The 16,624-nt window shown below is 39.9% G+C and carries 16 protein-coding genes; 10 read left to right on the forward strand and 6 right to left on the reverse strand.

Features of this window, described 5'->3' with window-relative positions; genetic code table 11:
• Positions 1-285: 285 nt before the first annotated feature.
• From sdhC to sucD, 8 genes are all read left to right on the forward strand, one after another.
• Complete coding sequence (gene sdhC, locus AC27I2_RS14945) at positions 286-663, forward strand: succinate dehydrogenase, cytochrome b556 subunit (RefSeq protein WP_074210168.1); 378 nt, start codon at positions 286-288, stop codon at positions 661-663.
• Positions 654-1,001 (forward strand): succinate dehydrogenase, hydrophobic membrane anchor protein, encoded by a 348-nt coding sequence (sdhD, locus tag AC27I2_RS14950; RefSeq protein WP_058553197.1) that lies wholly within the window; start codon positions 654-656, stop codon positions 999-1,001. The genes sdhC and sdhD overlap by 10 nt, the downstream gene beginning before the upstream one ends.
• The gene (gene sdhA, locus AC27I2_RS14955; RefSeq protein WP_487204727.1) at positions 1,002-2,774 is read left to right on the forward strand and encodes a succinate dehydrogenase flavoprotein subunit; all 1,773 of its coding nucleotides are present in this window, start codon (positions 1,002-1,004) and stop codon (positions 2,772-2,774) included. It abuts the gene before it with no gap.
• Between the two features lie 10 nt (positions 2,775-2,784).
• Positions 2,785-3,501, forward strand: a complete 717-nt coding sequence (locus AC27I2_RS14960; protein WP_006794722.1) for a succinate dehydrogenase iron-sulfur subunit — start codon at positions 2,785-2,787, stop codon at positions 3,499-3,501.
• A 90-nt stretch (positions 3,502-3,591) separates the two neighbouring features.
• The gene (gene sucA, locus AC27I2_RS14965; RefSeq protein WP_487204728.1) at positions 3,592-6,411 is read left to right on the forward strand and encodes a 2-oxoglutarate dehydrogenase E1 component; all 2,820 of its coding nucleotides are present in this window, start codon (positions 3,592-3,594) and stop codon (positions 6,409-6,411) included.
• Positions 6,412-6,414: 3 nt separating this feature from the next.
• Complete coding sequence (gene odhB / locus AC27I2_RS14970; RefSeq protein ID WP_487204729.1) at positions 6,415-7,926, forward strand: 2-oxoglutarate dehydrogenase complex dihydrolipoyllysine-residue succinyltransferase; 1,512 nt, start codon at positions 6,415-6,417, stop codon at positions 7,924-7,926.
• Positions 7,927-8,103: 177 nt separating this feature from the next.
• Entirely contained in the window at positions 8,104-9,270 is a 1,167-nt protein-coding gene (gene sucC / locus AC27I2_RS14975; RefSeq protein WP_006794719.1) for an ADP-forming succinate--CoA ligase subunit beta, read from the forward strand.
• A complete protein-coding gene (gene sucD, locus AC27I2_RS14980; RefSeq protein ID WP_008127375.1) occupies positions 9,270-10,142 on the forward strand; it encodes a succinate--CoA ligase subunit alpha in 873 nt (290 codons plus the stop codon). The genes sucC and sucD overlap by 1 nt, the downstream gene beginning before the upstream one ends.
• A 62-nt stretch (positions 10,143-10,204) precedes the next feature.
• Here sucD and AC27I2_RS14985 read toward each other — a convergent pair whose 3' ends face one another.
• A complete protein-coding gene (locus AC27I2_RS14985) occupies positions 10,205-11,275 on the reverse strand; it encodes a DUF3083 family protein (RefSeq protein WP_487204730.1) in 1,071 nt (356 codons plus the stop codon).
• A 218-nt stretch (positions 11,276-11,493) separates the two neighbouring features.
• Here AC27I2_RS14985 and glnS point away from each other — a divergent pair, with 218 nt between their 5' ends.
• The gene (gene glnS / locus AC27I2_RS14990) at positions 11,494-13,152 is read left to right on the forward strand and encodes a glutamine--tRNA ligase (RefSeq protein ID WP_487204731.1); all 1,659 of its coding nucleotides are present in this window, start codon (positions 11,494-11,496) and stop codon (positions 13,150-13,152) included.
• Between the two features lie 92 nt (positions 13,153-13,244).
• Here glnS and fur read toward each other — a convergent pair whose 3' ends face one another.
• The 5 genes from fur to AC27I2_RS15015 all read right to left on the reverse strand — a co-directional run bounded on the left by fur (position 13,245) and on the right by AC27I2_RS15015 (position 15,782).
• On the reverse strand, positions 13,245-13,688 hold the full coding sequence (gene fur / locus AC27I2_RS14995; protein WP_006794887.1) for a ferric iron uptake transcriptional regulator: 444 nt from the start codon (positions 13,686-13,688) through the stop codon (positions 13,245-13,247).
• A 186-nt stretch (positions 13,689-13,874) separates the two neighbouring features.
• Positions 13,875-14,402, reverse strand: a complete 528-nt coding sequence (fldA, locus tag AC27I2_RS15000) for a flavodoxin FldA (protein ID WP_058405570.1) — start codon at positions 14,400-14,402, stop codon at positions 13,875-13,877.
• 14 nt (positions 14,403-14,416) lie between these two features.
• On the reverse strand, positions 14,417-14,695 hold the full coding sequence (ybfE, locus tag AC27I2_RS15005) for a LexA regulated protein (protein ID WP_002962928.1): 279 nt from the start codon (positions 14,693-14,695) through the stop codon (positions 14,417-14,419).
• A 2-nt stretch (positions 14,696-14,697) separates the two neighbouring features.
• On the reverse strand, positions 14,698-14,919 hold the full coding sequence (locus AC27I2_RS15010) for a DUF2788 domain-containing protein (protein ID WP_006793041.1): 222 nt from the start codon (positions 14,917-14,919) through the stop codon (positions 14,698-14,700).
• 95 nt (positions 14,920-15,014) lie between these two features.
• On the reverse strand, positions 15,015-15,782 hold the full coding sequence (locus AC27I2_RS15015; protein ID WP_487204732.1) for an alpha/beta fold hydrolase: 768 nt from the start codon (positions 15,780-15,782) through the stop codon (positions 15,015-15,017).
• A gap of 244 nt (positions 15,783-16,026) precedes the next feature.
• On the opposite strand from AC27I2_RS15015, the gene seqA reads away from it, so the two are divergent.
• Positions 16,027-16,620 (forward strand): replication initiation negative regulator SeqA, encoded by a 594-nt coding sequence (gene seqA, locus AC27I2_RS15020; protein WP_138529166.1) that lies wholly within the window; start codon positions 16,027-16,029, stop codon positions 16,618-16,620.
• Positions 16,621-16,624 lie beyond the last annotated feature (4 nt).

Here is a 16,624-nt window from a genome sequence, read left to right on the forward strand (position 1 = left end):
TTGTATAATAAATATTCTGTATCATATAAGTATTATACTATTGGCTAATTCGCAAACATCTCTAAATAAACAAGAATTGTAAAAAGCCTTGTGGGTATATATACTAACGGAGGTTTTAAACCGTATTGTATTTGGGTAAAGATATTTTTACACCAAAAAATTTACATTAATGTGAACTTTTAGTGTTTTAATTCGTTTATCTTGATAGTTCCACCAGAAACATTTGGTGGGTTTTTAGAAAAGCAAGTAGATGAGCTCCACTGTGAGCAAGATGGGCAAGTAACTGTGAAAAAGCAAAGACCTGTAAATCTAGATCTAACAACTATATCTATGCCGGCAACGGCTAAAGCATCAATTTTTCACCGCGTCACCGGTGTTGCATTATTTTTTGCTTTAACGTTTGTCATTTGGGCTTGGTCTGAGTCTCTCTCGTCAGCTGAAAGTTTTGAATTCGTCAAGGGTCTGTTTAACGGATTTATTGCCAAATTTATAGCTTGGGGCACCATTTCAGTACTAGGTTATCACTTAATTGGTGGTATCCGTCATATGGTAATGGATATGGGACACTGGGAAGAACTTGAGTCAGGTAACCTAAGCGCTAAAATTGCAATGGCTCTTGGCGTTGTATTCGCTGTATTGGCGGGAGTGTGGATATGGTCTTAAATCAAGCAACTCTTAAACGTGATGGTGTACAAGATTATGTATCTTTACGTACCACGGCATTAATAATTAGCGCATATGCTATTTTTATTATCGGCTATTTTTTAGCGACGCCAGAAGTCACTTTCGAAGCCTGGACAGGCCTCTTCTCTAACCTAGCTATGAAAGGGTTTACGTTAGTAACTCTAATATGCATCATGGTTCATACCCGCATTGGCCTTTGGCAGGTTTTAACAGACTATGTTAAAAACTCAAAGTTACGCGCATTTTTAGGGTTTGTTCTAAACCTAATGGCCGTTGCTTACGTAGCTATTGGTCTAATTGTATTATGGGGTGTTTAAGTGAAATATTCTGTTCGTGAATTTGACGCCGTAGTAATCGGTGCTGGTGGTGCAGGTATGCGCGCTGCCTTGGCTATTACTGAATCTGGCAAAACGTGTGCATTAATATCTAAAGTATTCCCAACACGCTCACACACTGTATCCGCTCAAGGCGGTATTACAGTAGCGCTTGGTAATTCACACGAAGATAACTGGGAATGGCATATGTACGATACCGTTAAAGGTTCCGATTTTATCGGTGACCAAGACGCTATTGAATACATGTGTCAAACTGGCCCAGAAGCTATTACTGAATTAGAAAACATGGGTTTACCATTTTCTCGTTTTGAAAATGGCCGTGTTTACCAACGTCCGTTTGGTGGCCAATCGAAAAATTTTGGTGGTGAGCAAGCAGCACGTACTGCAGCCGCAGCTGACCGTACTGGTCACGCTTTATTACATCTCCTTTATCAACAAAATGTTAAAAACAAAACAAATGTATTCTCTGAGTGGTATGCACTTGATTTAGTTAAAAACGATAATGGTGATGTTGTTGGCTGTACTGCAATTGAAATTGAAACAGGTGAAATCACTTATTTCAAATCAAAGGCAGTTGTTCTCGCTACTGGTGGTGCAGGTCGCATATACGCCTCAACCACAAATGCTCATATAAACACTGGCGACGGTGTTGGTATGGCTACGCGTGCTGGCATATCTATGCAAGACATGGAAATGTGGCAGTTCCACCCGACAGGTATTGCAGGAGCAGGTACGCTTGTAACTGAGGGCTGTCGTGGTGAGGGTGGTTATCTTTTAAATAAAGATGGCGAGCGTTTCATGGAACGTTATGCACCTAATGCAAAAGACTTAGCATCTCGTGATGTTGTTGCACGTTCAATGATGACCGAAATACGTGAAGGTCGTGGTTGTGATGGTCCTTGGGGTCCTCATATCAAGCTTAAGCTTGACCACTTAGGTGAAGAAACACTTAACTTACGTCTTCCTGGCGTATGTGATCTTGCAAAAACATTTGCTCACGTTGATCCAGCTAAAGAGCCGATTCCAGTTATACCAACATGTCATTACATGATGGGTGGTGTACCAACTAACGTAAATGGTCAAGTACTTCAAATCAACGCTCAAGGCGATGAAAAAGTAGTTGAAGGTCTATTTGCGGTTGGCGAGATTGCGTGTGTATCTGTACACGGTGCAAACCGCCTTGGTGGTAACTCGTTACTAGATTTAGTTGTATTTGGTCGAGCTGCGGGTAACTTCTTAGGCACATACCTAAGAGAGGTCGAGGTATCTAAAGCGGCGTCTGAGTCAGACTTAGAAGCGTCACTTGCTCGTTATAATCGTTGGGAAAACTCAACAGCTGGGCAAGGTGAAGATCCTGTTCAAATTAAGAAAGATCTTCAACAATGTATGCAGCTTAACTTCTCGGTATTCCGTGAAGGTGACTCTATGGCTACTGGTTTACAAGAACTTAAAGAAATTCGTGAACGACTACAGCATGCACGTCTTGACGATAAGTCGTCAGACTTCAACACGCAGCGTATCGAGTGTCTTGAGCTTGATAACTTAATGGAAACAGCTTACTCAACAGCAGTAGCTGCAAACTTCCGTACAGAAAGCCGTGGTGCGCACTCTCGCTTTGACTTCCCAGATCGTGATGACACGAATTGGCTATGTCACTCAGTATATAATCCGGTTACGGATGAAATGAGTAAGCGTGAAGTTAACTACGCGCCTAAGACGCGTGAAGCATTTCCACCTAAAGCACGTACATACTAGGAGCGAGACGATGGCACAAGTACAATTTTCAGTTTATCGTTACAATCCAGATGTTGACAACGCACCTCGTATGCAAGATTACACCTTGCAAATAGACGATGGGCACGACATGATGGTGTTGGATGCACTTTTACTTTTAAAAGAGCAAGATCCTTCACTTTCATTCCGTCGTTCATGTCGTGAAGGCGTGTGTGGTTCTGACGGTGTTAACATGAATGGTAAGAATGGTTTAGCATGTATTACTCCTTTATCAACGTTGCAAAATAATGGTAAAGGTACAATAGTAGTTCGTCCTCTTCCTGGATTACCAGTGGTACGTGACCTTGTTATTGACATGAGTCAGTTCTACACTCAATACGAAAAAGTTAAACCGTATCTAATTAATGACACGCCTGCTGCTGGTGAGCGTCTTCAGTCTATTGAAGAGCGTGACAAATTAGACGGCTTATATGAGTGTATTTTATGTGCATGTTGTTCAACATCGTGTCCTTCGTTCTGGTGGAATCCAGACAAGTTCATTGGTCCAGCAGGCCTTCTTCATGCTTACCGTTTCTTGGCTGATAGCCGAGATACAGCAACAGAAGAGCGTTTAGCAGACTTAGACGATGCGTTCAGTGTGTTCCGTTGCCACAGTATCATGAACTGTGTTAGCGTTTGTCCTAAGGGTCTTAACCCGACTAAAGCAATAGGGCAAATCAAATCTATGTTACTAAACCGTTCGGTTTAATTATATAGAAACGTAAGATGGCTAGTATTAATTATTAGCCATCTTGTTATTATAACTATTAATTTCTGCGCTAAAGAAAAGGGCTTATAAATGCACGAAGGTGTGATGAAGGCATGGTTAGAATCTTCACATTTAAACGGCGGCAACGTTGCTTATGTAGAAGAGCTTTATGAAGCGTATTTAGACGATGCGACTTCTGTGCCAGATGAATGGCGAGAAGTGTTCGAACAATTACCAAAAGTTAATGGTGTGGATGTTGAAGTAAAACATTCAGAAGTTCGTGCACAGTTTGCACAGCTTGCAAAAAACAAGCATAGAGAAGTAGTGGTAGCAGAGGGTAGTGGCGGTGACCTAAAACAGGTTAAAGTTCTACAACTTATTAATGCTTTCCGTTTTCGTGGTCACCAAAATGCAAACCTAGATCCATTGGGTATTTGGGAACGAGAGCGTGTTCGAGATTTAGAGCTAGATTACCACGACTTATCAGAAGCTGATTTTGAGCGAGAGTTTAATGTAGGGTCTTTTGCGGTTGGTTCAGACTCTATGCCTTTAGGTGAACTATACCAAGCGCTTAAAACCACATACTGTGGCTCTATCGGTGCAGAGTATATGCACATCACATCGACAGAAGAAAAGCGTTGGTTACAACAACGTTTAGAATCTGTTCAATCTAGGCCTAAATTCGAAAAAGAAGAAAAGCTACGTATCCTTAAAGGATTAACCGCTGCTGATGGTCTTGAAAAATATTTAGGTGCTAAGTTCCCAGGTGCTAAACGATTTTCACTAGAAGGTGGAGACGCGCTGGTACCTATGCTAAAAGAACTTATTCACCGCGCTGGTGAAAGTGGCCAACAAGAAGCTGTAATAGGCATGGCTCACCGTGGACGATTAAATGTTTTAGTAAACGTTTTAGGTAAAAATCCATCAGAGCTTTTTGATGAATTCGCCGGTAAGCATAAAGAAACCCTTAGCTCTGGTGATGTTAAATACCATATGGGGTATTCATCAGACTTTGCTACTAAAGGTGGCAATGTTCACATGGCGTTGGCCTTCAACCCTTCTCACCTTGAAATAGTTAATCCAGTAGTTATGGGTTCTGTACGCGCTCGTTTAGATCGTTTGGGTGACAGTACGGGAATAAAAGCGCTCCCGATCACTATTCATGGTGATTCTGCTGTAACAGGTCAGGGTGTGGTTCAAGAAACGTTTAATCTTTCTCAAACTAATGCCTTTAGTTGTGGTGGCAGCATTCGAATTGTTGTAAATAACCAAGTTGGTTTTACTACTTCTAAACAAGACGATGTTCGCTCTACAGATTACTGTACTGATATTGCAAAAATGGTACAGTCGCCTATTTTCCACGTGAATTCTGATGATCCTGAGGCAGTTGCATTTGTAACGCAGATAGCACTTGATTTCAGAAATAAATTCAAGCGTGATGTGGTTATTGATTTAGTTTGTTACCGCCGACATGGCCACAATGAAGCTGATGAGCCAAATGCTACTCAGCCTTTAATGTACCAAAAAATTAAAAAACACCCAGTTCCACGTCTGGTATATGCGGATCAGTTAATTGCTGAGGGTTCTTTTACAGAGCAGGAAATTAAAGCCCTTGCAGATGAGTACCGCAATGCATTAGATGACGGCAATTGTGTTGTATCTGAAATTCAGCAAGAAACGTCTCATTCTTCAGATTGGGCTAAATACGTAGGCCACGATTGGGATGTAGATTACGACGCAAGCGTTTCGGTAGAAAAGCTTAAAGAGCTTGGTGAAAAGGTAGCTAGTTACCCTGAACAATATAAAGCTCAATCGCGTGTTAAAAAGATTTACGAAGATCGTAAGCTTATGGCCGCTGGCGAAAAGCCGCTTGATTGGGGGATGGCAGAAACTCTTGCTTATGCAACTATCGCAACCGAAGGCACAGATATTAGAATGACTGGCCAGGATTCTGGTCGAGGTACGTTCTTCCATCGTCACGCAGTTGTTCACAGCCAGAAAGACGGTGCAACTTACCTCCCTTTGCAGCATTTAAGCGAAGATCAGGGCACGTTCCAAGTTTTTGACTCGGTACTTTCTGAGGAAGCTGTTGTTGCATTTGAGTATGGCTATGCGACTGCGGAGCCAACTTCTCTTGTACTTTGGGAAGCTCAGTTTGGTGACTTTGCAAATGGTGCACAGGTTGTATTTGACCAATTCTTGAGTTCAGGCGAGCAAAAATGGGGCCGTTTATGTGGTCTTACCATTTTGTTACCTCATGGTTATGAAGGCCAAGGTCCAGAGCATAGCTCTGCACGTCTAGAGCGCTTCTTGCAGCTTTGTGCTGATCATAATATGCAAGTTTGTGTTCCGTCTACACCAGCGCAAGTTTACGCAATGTTACGACGTCAATCGGTCAGACCTCTTCGTCGACCACTGATTGTTATGACACCTAAGTCGTTACTACGCCATCCACTTGCTGTTTCTTCACTTGAAGAACTTTCAAATGGTGTATTCCATAATATGATCGACGAAGTTGATGATATTAAATCTGATGACGTTGAACGCGTTGTATTTTGTAGTGGTAAAGTTTACTACGAGCTACTTCAAGAGCGTCGTAAGCTGGAACAAAATAATATTGCCATCGTTCGTGTAGAGCAATTATACCCGTTCCCACATGACGAAATGAAAACTATTATGGAACGTTACCAACACGTTACTGATTTTGTATGGTGTCAAGAAGAGCCACAAAACCAAGGTGCATGGTACTGTTCTCAGCATCATTTTGTTGATGCAATTCCACAAGGTGCTAAGTTAAAATACGCAGGCCGTAAAGCTTCTGCGTCACCAGCGTGTGGTTACATGTCAGTACATACTAAAGAACAACAAGCGCTCGTTGCCGACGCGCTTACTATAGAAAATAAAGGATAAGCGATGAGCACAGAAATTAAAGTTCCTGTTCTTCCTGAGTCGGTTGCGGATGCTACCGTTGCTACATGGCATGTAAGTGTTGGCGACAAAGTAACTCGCGATCAAAACTTAGTAGACATTGAAACAGACAAAGTAGTGTTAGAAGTAGTTGCACAACACGACGGTGTAATTACAGAAATATCTCAAGAAGAAGGTGCTACTGTACTTGGTGATCAAGTTATGGGCTTGCTCGGCGATGCTGATGCAGCGCCTGCGAGTGAAAGCACATCTTCAAACAAATCAGAAAAATCAGAAGACGCGCCAGCGGCGCCATCAGCACCAGCATCAGAAGGTAAAGAAGTGGATATTAAAGTACCTGTACTCCCGGAATCAGTTGCAGACGCAACAATTGCTACATGGCATGTACAACCTGGCGACGCGGTAACACGCGATCAAAACTTGGTAGATATCGAAACTGATAAAGTTGTTCTTGAAGTGGTAGCTCAAGAAGACGGTATTATGGGTGATATTATTAACGCTGAAGGCGACACTGTTCTTGGTGAACAAGTTATCGGTTCAGTTAAAGCCGGTGGCACAGCCGCAGCTCCTGCTGCAAAACAAGAAGCTGCACCTGCTGCTGATTCAGCTGACAGCTCTGATGTATTAACGCCATCAGTACGTCGTTTAATTGCTGAGAAAGGCTTAGACGCTTCTAAAATTAAAGGTACGGGTAAAAACGGTCGTGTAACTAAAGAAGACGTTGATACTTTCTTAAAAGCACCTGCACCATCAGCTAAGAAAGCAGAGTCAGCTGCTCCAGCTGCACCAATGGGTGATCGTACTCAAAAACGCGTTCCTATGACACGCTTACGTAAAACGATTGCTAACCGTCTTCTTGAAGCTAAAAACTCTACTGCAATGTTAACTACGTTTAACGAAGTTAATATGAAACCAATTATGGATCTTCGTAAGCAGTACCAAGAGGTTTTTGAAAAGCGTCACGGTATTCGTTTAGGCTTCATGTCTTTTTACGTGAAAGCAGTCACTGAAGCACTTAAACGCTTCCCTGATGTAAATGCATCTATTGATGGCGACGATATTGTATATCACAATTATTTTGATATCAGTATTGCTGTTTCTACACCTCGTGGTTTAGTAACACCAGTTCTTAAAGATTGCGATAAGTTATCAGTTGCTGAAATTGAAAAAGGTATCCGTGAACTAGCACTTAAAGGTCGTGACGGTAAGCTAACACTTGACGATATGACGGGTGGTAACTTTACAATTACAAATGGTGGTGTATTCGGCTCGCTACTATCTACGCCTATCATTAATTTGCCACAGTCTTCAATTTTGGGAATGCACAAAATCCAAGACCGTCCAATGGCAGTAAATGGTAAAGTTGAAATTCTCCCTATGATGTATTTGGCACTTTCTTATGATCATCGCCAAATAGATGGTAAAGAATCTGTTGGTTTCCTAGTAACAATTAAAGAGTTACTAGAAGATCCAACACGTTTATTACTAGATGTTTAATCTAGTTGTATAAAATGTAAGCTGTGAATGGATGTTCACAGCTTTTTTTTTGCGCCTTTGGTCGTACTGGGGTTTTCATGTTAAGCCTTGGCAACTATACTAGGTGCGCAATTTGGGATAGTTGTTTATTTGAAAAAGTATTCAGCTCTTTTAGTATAAAAAATTGGATAAAGCATCATGAATTTGCATGAGTATCAGGCAAAACAACTTTTTGCCGAATATGGTTTACCAGTTTCTCAAGGTTTCGCTTGCGATACACCTGAAGAAGCTGCAGCAGCTGCTGAAAAAATCGGCGGTGATATGTGGGTTGTTAAAACTCAGGTTCACGCAGGTGGACGTGGTAAAGCTGGCGGTGTAAAGCTAGTTAAAACTATCGATGAAGTTAAAGCGTTTGCAGCTAACTGGTTAGGTAAAAACCTAGTTACTTACCAAACAGACGAAAATGGTCAGCCAGTTGCTAAAATTTTAGTAGAAAGCTGTACAGACATTGCCAACGAATTGTACCTAGGTGCAGTAGTTGACCGTGCTTCTCGCAAAGTTGTTTTCATGGCGTCTACTGAAGGCGGTGTTGAAATTGAGACTGTTGCTGAAGAAACACCAGAACTTATCCACAAAGCTGAGATCGATCCATTAGTTGGTCCTCAAGCTTACCAAGCACGTGAACTTGGTTTCAAATTGGGTCTTAACCCAACACAAATGAAACAGTTCGTTAAGATCTTCATGGGTCTTGGTAAAATGTTTAACGATTTCGATTTCGCACTTCTTGAAATCAACCCGTTAGTAATCACAGACGAAGGTAACCTTCACTGTCTTGACGGTAAAATCGGTATCGATGGTAATGCACTTTACCGTCAACCAAAAATCCGTGAGTTCCACGATCCATCTCAAGAAGATGCACGTGAAGCACATGCAGCAAGCTTTGAGCTTAACTACGTAGCATTAGATGGTAACGTAGGTTGTATGGTTAACGGTGCAGGCCTAGCGATGGGTACTATGGACATCGTAAACCTACATGGCGGCAAGCCAGCTAACTTCCTAGATGTTGGTGGCGGCGCGACTAAAGAACGTGTTTCTGAAGCATTCAAAATCATCCTTTCTGACGACAATGTTAAAGCTGTTTTAGTTAATATCTTTGGTGGTATCGTTCGTTGTGACATGATTGCTGAAGGCATCATTGGCGCAGTTAAAGAAGTTGGCGTAAATGTACCTGTAGTTGTACGTTTAGAAGGTACTAATGCTGAATTGGGTCGTGAAGTTCTTAAGAGCTCTGACTTAGACATCATCGCTGCTGAATCATTAACAGACGCTGCTGAAAAAGTTGTTGCTGCTGCGGAGGGCAAATAATGTCTGTATTAATCAATAAAGATACAAAAGTTATCTGTCAGGGTTTCACTGGTGGCCAAGGTACTTTCCACTCAGAGCAAGCGCTTGAGTACGGTACTCAAATGGTTGGTGGTGTTAGCCCAGGTAAAGGCGGTCAAACGCACCTTGGTCTTCCTGTATTCAACACAGTACGTGATGCAGTACAAGAAACTGGCGCAACTGCTTCAGTTATCTACGTACCAGCACCTTTCTGTAAAGATGCAATCTTAGAAGCAATCGATGCTGGCATCGAGCTAATTGTTTGTATTACCGAAGGTATCCCTACGCTTGATATGGTTGACGTTAAAGTTAAACTAGATCAAACAGGTACTCGTATGATCGGTCCTAACTGTCCAGGTGTTATCACTCCGGGCGAAACTAAGATTGGTATCATGCCTGGTCACATCCACAAGCCTGGTAAAGTAGGTATTGTTTCTCGTTCTGGTACTTTAACATACGAAGCGGTTAAGCAAACTACAGATGCTGGTTTTGGTCAGTCTACGTGTGTTGGTATTGGTGGTGATCCAATCCCAGGTACTAATTTTATCGACGTTCTAGAAATGTTCGAAAAAGATCCACAAACTGAAGCAATCGTAATGATTGGTGAAATTGGTGGTACTGCAGAAGAAGAAGCAGCAGAGTACATCAAAGCTAACGTAACTAAACCTGTTGTATCTTACATTGCTGGTGTTACTGCACCAGAAGGTAAGCGCATGGGTCACGCTGGCGCAATCATCGCAGGCGGTAAAGGTACTGCTGATGAGAAATTTGCTGCATTAGAAGCTGCTGGCGTACAAACTGTACGTTCACTTGCTGATATCGGTAAAGCACTTAAAGAGAAAACAGGCTGGTAATCAGCTTAGCTTAATCTTTGCAAAGGCTCGCATTTAGCGAGCCTTTTTGTTTATGTACCCAATTAAAATGGGTAACTTATATGTTGAAAAAATCTAACCGTTAAATCTTGTCGTTCTTTATTTATATCTAGCTCATCACAAAGACTAAAAATCGTTTTTTCAACCTGATTCATAAATTTACCGTAACCAATTTCTTGCTTGTTTTGCTTTGTAGCAACGATTACAAAATGCATTGTTTCGACTAACTTTTTGTTATCGTAAAAATACTTTACTTGTTGTTCTTCGTTGTCTAGTTCAAAGCTTAATTTTTGAAGTTCTTCATTTCCTTCATTTACATTGACTTTGCTATTACGAATAATTGGTTTAGCACCATTTGCCAGTAAAGCACCATGGGTGAGTTTATTCACTTCACAACATCGCTTAAAGCTATCTAAAAAGTAATCATAAAATTGATTAAAGTCGCCATTGTTAATTAAAGTTTGAAATTGAGTTTTAATAGCCCTTGATACAGGAATAGAAAATGTCGCGTATGTCATCTCGGCATGGTCTTTAGGTATTACACAGTGACGATTTTGATACCTAGGATACAAACTCCTCAATTTGTAGCCGTAGGTTTCTTTATTACCTTTATTTTTGGCAAATAAATCATAAGTTAAATGTTGATGATCACGCACTTTAAATTGTGGTTGATCAATAAATAACTGTTCTTGCATAAGCGTTAATACTTTTTGGACTTTTCTGTGAAATACAGCGGAGTTAGCTCGTATATCATCACCCGTAGCTAAAAAGAGTAAGCGCACTTTTTTACTTTGCGTGTCGGTTGAATAATAGAGTTTGTGTGCTTCGTGATAGCGTGGGTTATAAAAAATAAGCATTTGCTTATTAGTCTCTAACTGATAAGACTCATCATGAAACCTGACAACAGGAAGTTTGTCGTTTGCTAAAATATGCACATTATGCAGCTCATATTCATCGCATGCTGCAAATAATTGTCGTGCTATTCTTTCGTAACAACAGTTTATTGAGTTAAAGCTTTCGTAAAAACTATCGTTAGGGGTAACTTCTGCAAGTAAGTAATGATTAGCACGTGCATTACTAGGTATATAAACACGGTGCTGGTTAAGTGTAGCCATCTCTTAATCCTTATAAAGTACGGTATTGACGCACTATAAAGCGCTTCTATGAATTAAATATTGCGCTAAAACAAACTTTATTCGTTAAAAACAGATTAGATGGATTAAAGTTTATCAATAAGTAAGATAAAGCGTAATCTATTGCTGTATGTTAGTGACTGTTTTTGTAATAATGCACTAGTTTTGTTAATAAGTAATATTTAGAGGATCGTACTCCTATGGCGGAAATTGAGAATCGCCCAAGTAACTTTATTAGAACCCGAATTGATGAAGACTTAGCAAGTAAAAAGCATGCTTCAACGCATACGCGTTTTCCACCTGAGCCCAATGGTTTTTTACATATTGGTCATGCAAAATCAATTTGTTTAAATTTCGGTATTGCAAAAGATTATAACGGCTTATGTAATTTACGATTTGATGATACAAACCCAGAAAAAGAAGACATTAACTACGTTAATTCTATAAAAGAAGACGTTCAGTGGTTAGGGTTTAATTGGGATGGTGACATAAAGTATTCTTCTAATTATTTTGACACTCTATACGGTTATGCCGTTGAGCTTATAAACAAAGGTTTAGCCTATGTTTGTTTTTTAACTGCAGACCAAGCACGAGAATACCGCGGCACTTTAACGGAGCCAGGTAAAAACAGCCCATACAGAGATACATCTCCTGAAGAAAACCTCGCACTATTTGAAAAAATGCGTGCAGGGGGCTTCAAAGAGGGTGAATGTGTATTGCGTGCGAAAATTGATATGGCAAGCTCGTTTATGGTGCTTCGCGATCCAATTATATACCGTGTTCGTTTTGCTCATCATCATCAAACTGCTGATAAGTGGTGCATTTATCCGATGTACGATTTCACGCATTGTATTTCTGATGCAATTGAAGGCATTACCCACTCATTATGTACTCTTGAGTTTCAAGACAATCGCCGTTTATACGACTGGGTACTTGATAACATCAGCATTGAGTGTCATCCGCAGCAAATAGAATTTTCTCGTTTAAACCTTGAATATACAATTATGTCTAAGCGTAAGTTAAATGACCTAGTTGTTAATAATATGGTTGAAGGTTGGGATGATCCTCGTATGCCTACCATTGCAGGCCTGCGTCGTCGAGGTTATACACCGGCTTCAATTCGTGAATTTTGTTTACGAATAGGCGTAACTAAGCAAGAAAATATGGTTGAAATGGGTATGCTAGAAGCGTGTATTCGTGATGACTTAAATGAAAATGCCCCGCGTGCCATGGCTGTACTCGATCCGGTTAAAGTGGTTATTGAAAACTATGATGCCGAGAGCATAGAAACTTTATCGGTGGCTAATCACCCTAATAAAGAAGAAATGGGCAGACGTGACGTACCATTTACTCGTGAGATATACATTGAACGAGAAGACTTTAAAGAGCAGGCTAATAATAAATTTAAACGTTTAGTGCTTGATAAGGAAGTTCGTTTACGTGGTGCTTATGTCATTAAAGCTAACCGAGTTGAAAAAGACGAAAACGATGAAATAACGACTATTTACTGTACTTACGACAACGAAACACTAGGTAAAAACCCAAGTGACGGTCGTAAAGTTAAAGGCGTTATTCACTGGGTATCGGCCTCACAGGCTATCACTGCTGAAGTTCGTCTATACGATCGCTTGTTCAATGTGCCAAATCCAGCAGCAGCTGAGGAGTTTGAAACAACATTGAATCCTAAATCGTTAGTTGTATTAGATAATGCCAAACTTGAACCGTCATTAGCTAACTCTCAAGCAGAGCAGGGCTTTCAGTTTGAACGAACGGGTTACTTTTCACGAGACTCTAAATCAGACAATATCGTGTTTAATCAAACAGTGGGTCTGCGTGATTCTTGGTCTAAAACTCAATAAGTTGATTATTACTATCCCCTTTAATTTACGGGTATAGTAATTTAGACACAAAAAAACCTGCCATTGGCAGGTTTTTTTATAACTAAATTATATTAGCTGTTTGCGTCGCTAAAAGCTTTACATGCAGCTTTGTCATCACATTCGCCGTAAAGGTATAAAGAATGGTTGGTTAATGTAATACCGTTTTCTTGAGCAATTTCAAGTTGACGACGTTCAATCATTTCATCTTCAAACTCAACAACTTTGCCACACTTTAAACAAACTAAATGATCGTGGTGAGTACTGCCTGATAATTCAAATACCGATTTTCCACCTTCAAAATGATGACGACTTACAATGCCTGCATCATCAAATTGGTTCAGTACACGGTATACTGTTGCAAGGCCTATTTCTTCACCTAAATCCAAAAGAATTTTGTAAACATCTTCAGCACTGATGTGTTGGTTATCTGGAGATTGTAAAATCTCTAAAATTTTAATACGCGGTAAAGTTACTTTTAAACCGGCTTTTTTAAGTTCCAAGTTATGATCAGTCATTAAATCTGTCTCAATTTTATTTGGTTATACTAGACATCTTGCAAAGATGCTCACGACACATAAGCAACAAATAGGATAACGTGCCTAAGCCTTAAGTGCAAAGAAGAATTGATTTATATTGCAGCAAATAAAGAAAACGCTAACTGTTTGATAACTATTTAAACAGTTAGCGATATGTTGTGTGAATTAGTCTGCGAGTTCGCTTAAACACATTTCATCGAATACCTGTGCTGACCAAGCCTTAACGCGCTGCTCAGTAAGCTCTGGTTGACGGTCTTCATCAATCCCTAAACCAACAAAATGCTTGTCATCGGCCATGCCTTTTGAAGCCTCAAAATCGTAGCCTTCTGTAGACCAATGTCCTACAACAATAGCGCCACGCTCAGTAACAATATCGTTGATCATGCCCATAGCATCTAAAAAGTACTCAGCATAATCTTCTTGATCACCACAACCAAAAATAGCAACAAGTTTGCCTTCAAAGTCTACTTCTTCAAGTTCAGGGAAAAAGTCATCCCAGTCACATTGTGCTTCGCCGTAGTACCAAGTTGGAATACCAAATAAGATTAAATCAAATTCTGCAATCTCTTCTTTAGAGCTTTTTGCTATGTCATGAACAGCCACCAGCTTTTTACCCAATTCTTTTTGGATCATTTTTGCTACGTGTTCTGTGTTACCTGTGTCACTTCCGAAAAAAATGCCTACACTTGCCATGGATTTACAACCTTTTATGTATCAATAGCCAATCTTTCTTGTAAAATCGTTTCAATCAGCGCACTGCGGCTAATGTTTTGTGCATCTGCCATATCACTTAATGCTTGATATAACTGCGATGAAACTTTAAATTCAACACGTTTTAAACCACGTGCTTTATCTCTTTTTATTTGATTACGTTTATTAACCTTTAACTGCATATCCCGAGAAAGGGGGTTTGTTTTGGGTCTGCCTGGTCGTTTTTCGTATTCAAATAAATCAAGCGTTGTTCTATCTGTTTCTGACTTCGCCATGCCTAACCTACACCTGCGCCTTGCCAAAATACTTGAATAAGTCCTTTTGCAATAAAGCCTGAACAGCCTAAAAAGAGTACGGTCCATACTATATAGCGACCAAACTTCGGTACATTACCACTTTTAAGTACGTCTTTAATCGCCAAGCCGATGAATATCAAAATACCGGCTAAGCCAAAGTACAACCCTAGGGTATCAAATTCGTTAATTAACTGACTGACCATCAACGTATAACCTTTAAATTAAACGGCGCGTACTATAGCATAAAAATATTCATTTATTTAGTACGTACATCTAAAAACAAGCGATTAAAATAACTTTAATTTTGAATCAAAAAATCACTAATTGCTTTATTAACTGCAATTGGCTTTTGGGCATGCAACCAATGCCCGGCACCATGAATGATTTTTGCATTGGTGTTTTTAAAACGGGTAGTAATTGCTGTACGGTGCTCGGGTAAAATATAGTCAGAGTCATTTCCTTTAATGAAAAGAGTATTACATAAACAAGAATTGTTTTCATTAACGTTTGAGAGTATTTCTGAATATTTTTTATCAATAACAGGTAAGTTAAATCGCCACGTCAAGTTTCCGGCTGTATTTTTAGCTAAGCTTTTTAGTAAAAACTGACGAACTCCTAGCTCATCTATAAAAGGCTGCATTATTACATCTGCATGCTTTCTGTCTTCAATATTTTCAGAGGCAACTGCGTTAAGTGCCTTCAATATCTCAGTATGTCGTGGCGGGTAGGTAACGGGTGCAATATCCAGTACAACTAATTTTTCAATCAATTGCGGTTGAGTTAATGCAAGTTCCATTGCCACTTTACCCCCCATCGAATGGCCAATTATATGTGCTTTGTCTATATTTAAGTGTTGTAGTAACTCCACAATGTCTTTTGCCATAGCAGGGTAATTCATCTCGTCACTGTGAGGTGATAGGCCATGATTACGCAAATCTACATTAGTGACTATAAAGTTTTCACTTAAAGGCTTAGCAATTACGTTGAGGTTTTCTAAAGAACCAAAAAGTCCATGTATTAAAATAACATTTGGACCTTGCCCAAGTTGCTTATAATTTAGCTTCATACATTGCTCCTACAAATATTGACTTAGTTTGCCGAGCTATACATAAAAAAGCAAAAAATAGTGCCTTTTAAACCAATTTATCAGATAGATCTGCTAAAACTTAACCTATCGATCTAGTAAAACAGGCTTAATCGGGTATGTATGCTTGAAATGATTGGGAGTGCTTGTTGTAACTCGCATTTATTATTGGATTGGGTATAATCAGGCGTGAGAAAAAAATGTGACCCGTAATGACAGGAAGACCATGAAACAAATCGACATAGACGACGAGTTATATCAATACATTGCCAGCAACACGCAAAGTATTGGTGAAAGTGCATCCACAATTTTGCGTCGTTTATTAAATATGAGCGGCGAAAAACAATTAACCGCCGACGTAGAAATAATAAAAAATCAACAATTAACCACTGCATCTGCGGCATCTTCAGTATCTGTTGAGCCAGAGCTTCAACAAGCGGACACTGAGACCCCCAAAACTGTCACACCAGTGAAGCAAAAAAATGCTAACGTTTTTAATGTACTAAATAAAGAAGAACTGGCAATGCAGAAAGGCGTTGTGGGTCGTTTTTTGTTTATTTTAAGTGCATTTTATCGCACTCATAAATCTGATTTTTCGGCTGTGCTTGATATTAAAGGCCGCGACCGTGTTTACTTTGCAACAAGTAAAGAAGATTTAGTAAATAGTGGAAGTAGCATGAATCCAAAAAATATCACCGACAGTGAATATTGGGTTATGACTAACTCTAATACAACACGCAAAAAGATGATGCTTCACGAAGTTGCGCTTTGCCTAGGATACAGTGCAGAGCAAGCTGAAAAAATTCGCGATTACCTGTAAGGAA

The sequence above is a fragment of the Pseudoalteromonas sp. NH0006-46 genome (genome assembly GCF_057547735.1).

Bases quoted from the DNA above. Each gene is read 5' to 3' on its own strand.
- sdhD (WP_058553197.1), top strand. From the start codon at position 654: ATGGTCTTAAATCAAGCAACTCTTAAACGTGATGGTGTACAAGATTAT.
- AC27I2_RS14960 (WP_006794722.1), top strand. From the start codon at position 2,785: ATGGCACAAGTACAATTTTCAGTTTATCGTTACAATCCAGATGTTGAC.
- sucA (WP_487204728.1), top strand. From the start codon at position 3,592: ATGCACGAAGGTGTGATGAAGGCATGGTTAGAATCTTCACATTTAAAC.
- odhB (WP_487204729.1), top strand. From the start codon at position 6,415: ATGAGCACAGAAATTAAAGTTCCTGTTCTTCCTGAGTCGGTTGCGGAT.
- sucC (WP_006794719.1), top strand. From the start codon at position 8,104: ATGAATTTGCATGAGTATCAGGCAAAACAACTTTTTGCCGAATATGGT.
- sucD (WP_008127375.1), top strand. From the start codon at position 9,270: ATGTCTGTATTAATCAATAAAGATACAAAAGTTATCTGTCAGGGTTTC.
- AC27I2_RS14985 (WP_487204730.1), bottom strand. From the start codon at position 11,275: ATGGCTACACTTAACCAGCACCGTGTTTATATACCTAGTAATGCACGT.
- glnS (WP_487204731.1), top strand. From the start codon at position 11,494: ATGGCGGAAATTGAGAATCGCCCAAGTAACTTTATTAGAACCCGAATT.
- fur (WP_006794887.1), bottom strand. From the start codon at position 13,688: ATGACTGATCATAACTTGGAACTTAAAAAAGCCGGTTTAAAAGTAACT.
- fldA (WP_058405570.1), bottom strand. From the start codon at position 14,402: ATGGCAAGTGTAGGCATTTTTTTCGGAAGTGACACAGGTAACACAGAA.
- ybfE (WP_002962928.1), bottom strand. From the start codon at position 14,695: ATGGCGAAGTCAGAAACAGATAGAACAACGCTTGATTTATTTGAATAC.
- AC27I2_RS15010 (WP_006793041.1), bottom strand. From the start codon at position 14,919: ATGGTCAGTCAGTTAATTAACGAATTTGATACCCTAGGGTTGTACTTT.
- AC27I2_RS15015 (WP_487204732.1), bottom strand. From the start codon at position 15,782: ATGAAGCTAAATTATAAGCAACTTGGGCAAGGTCCAAATGTTATTTTA.
- seqA (WP_138529166.1), top strand. From the start codon at position 16,027: ATGAAACAAATCGACATAGACGACGAGTTATATCAATACATTGCCAGC.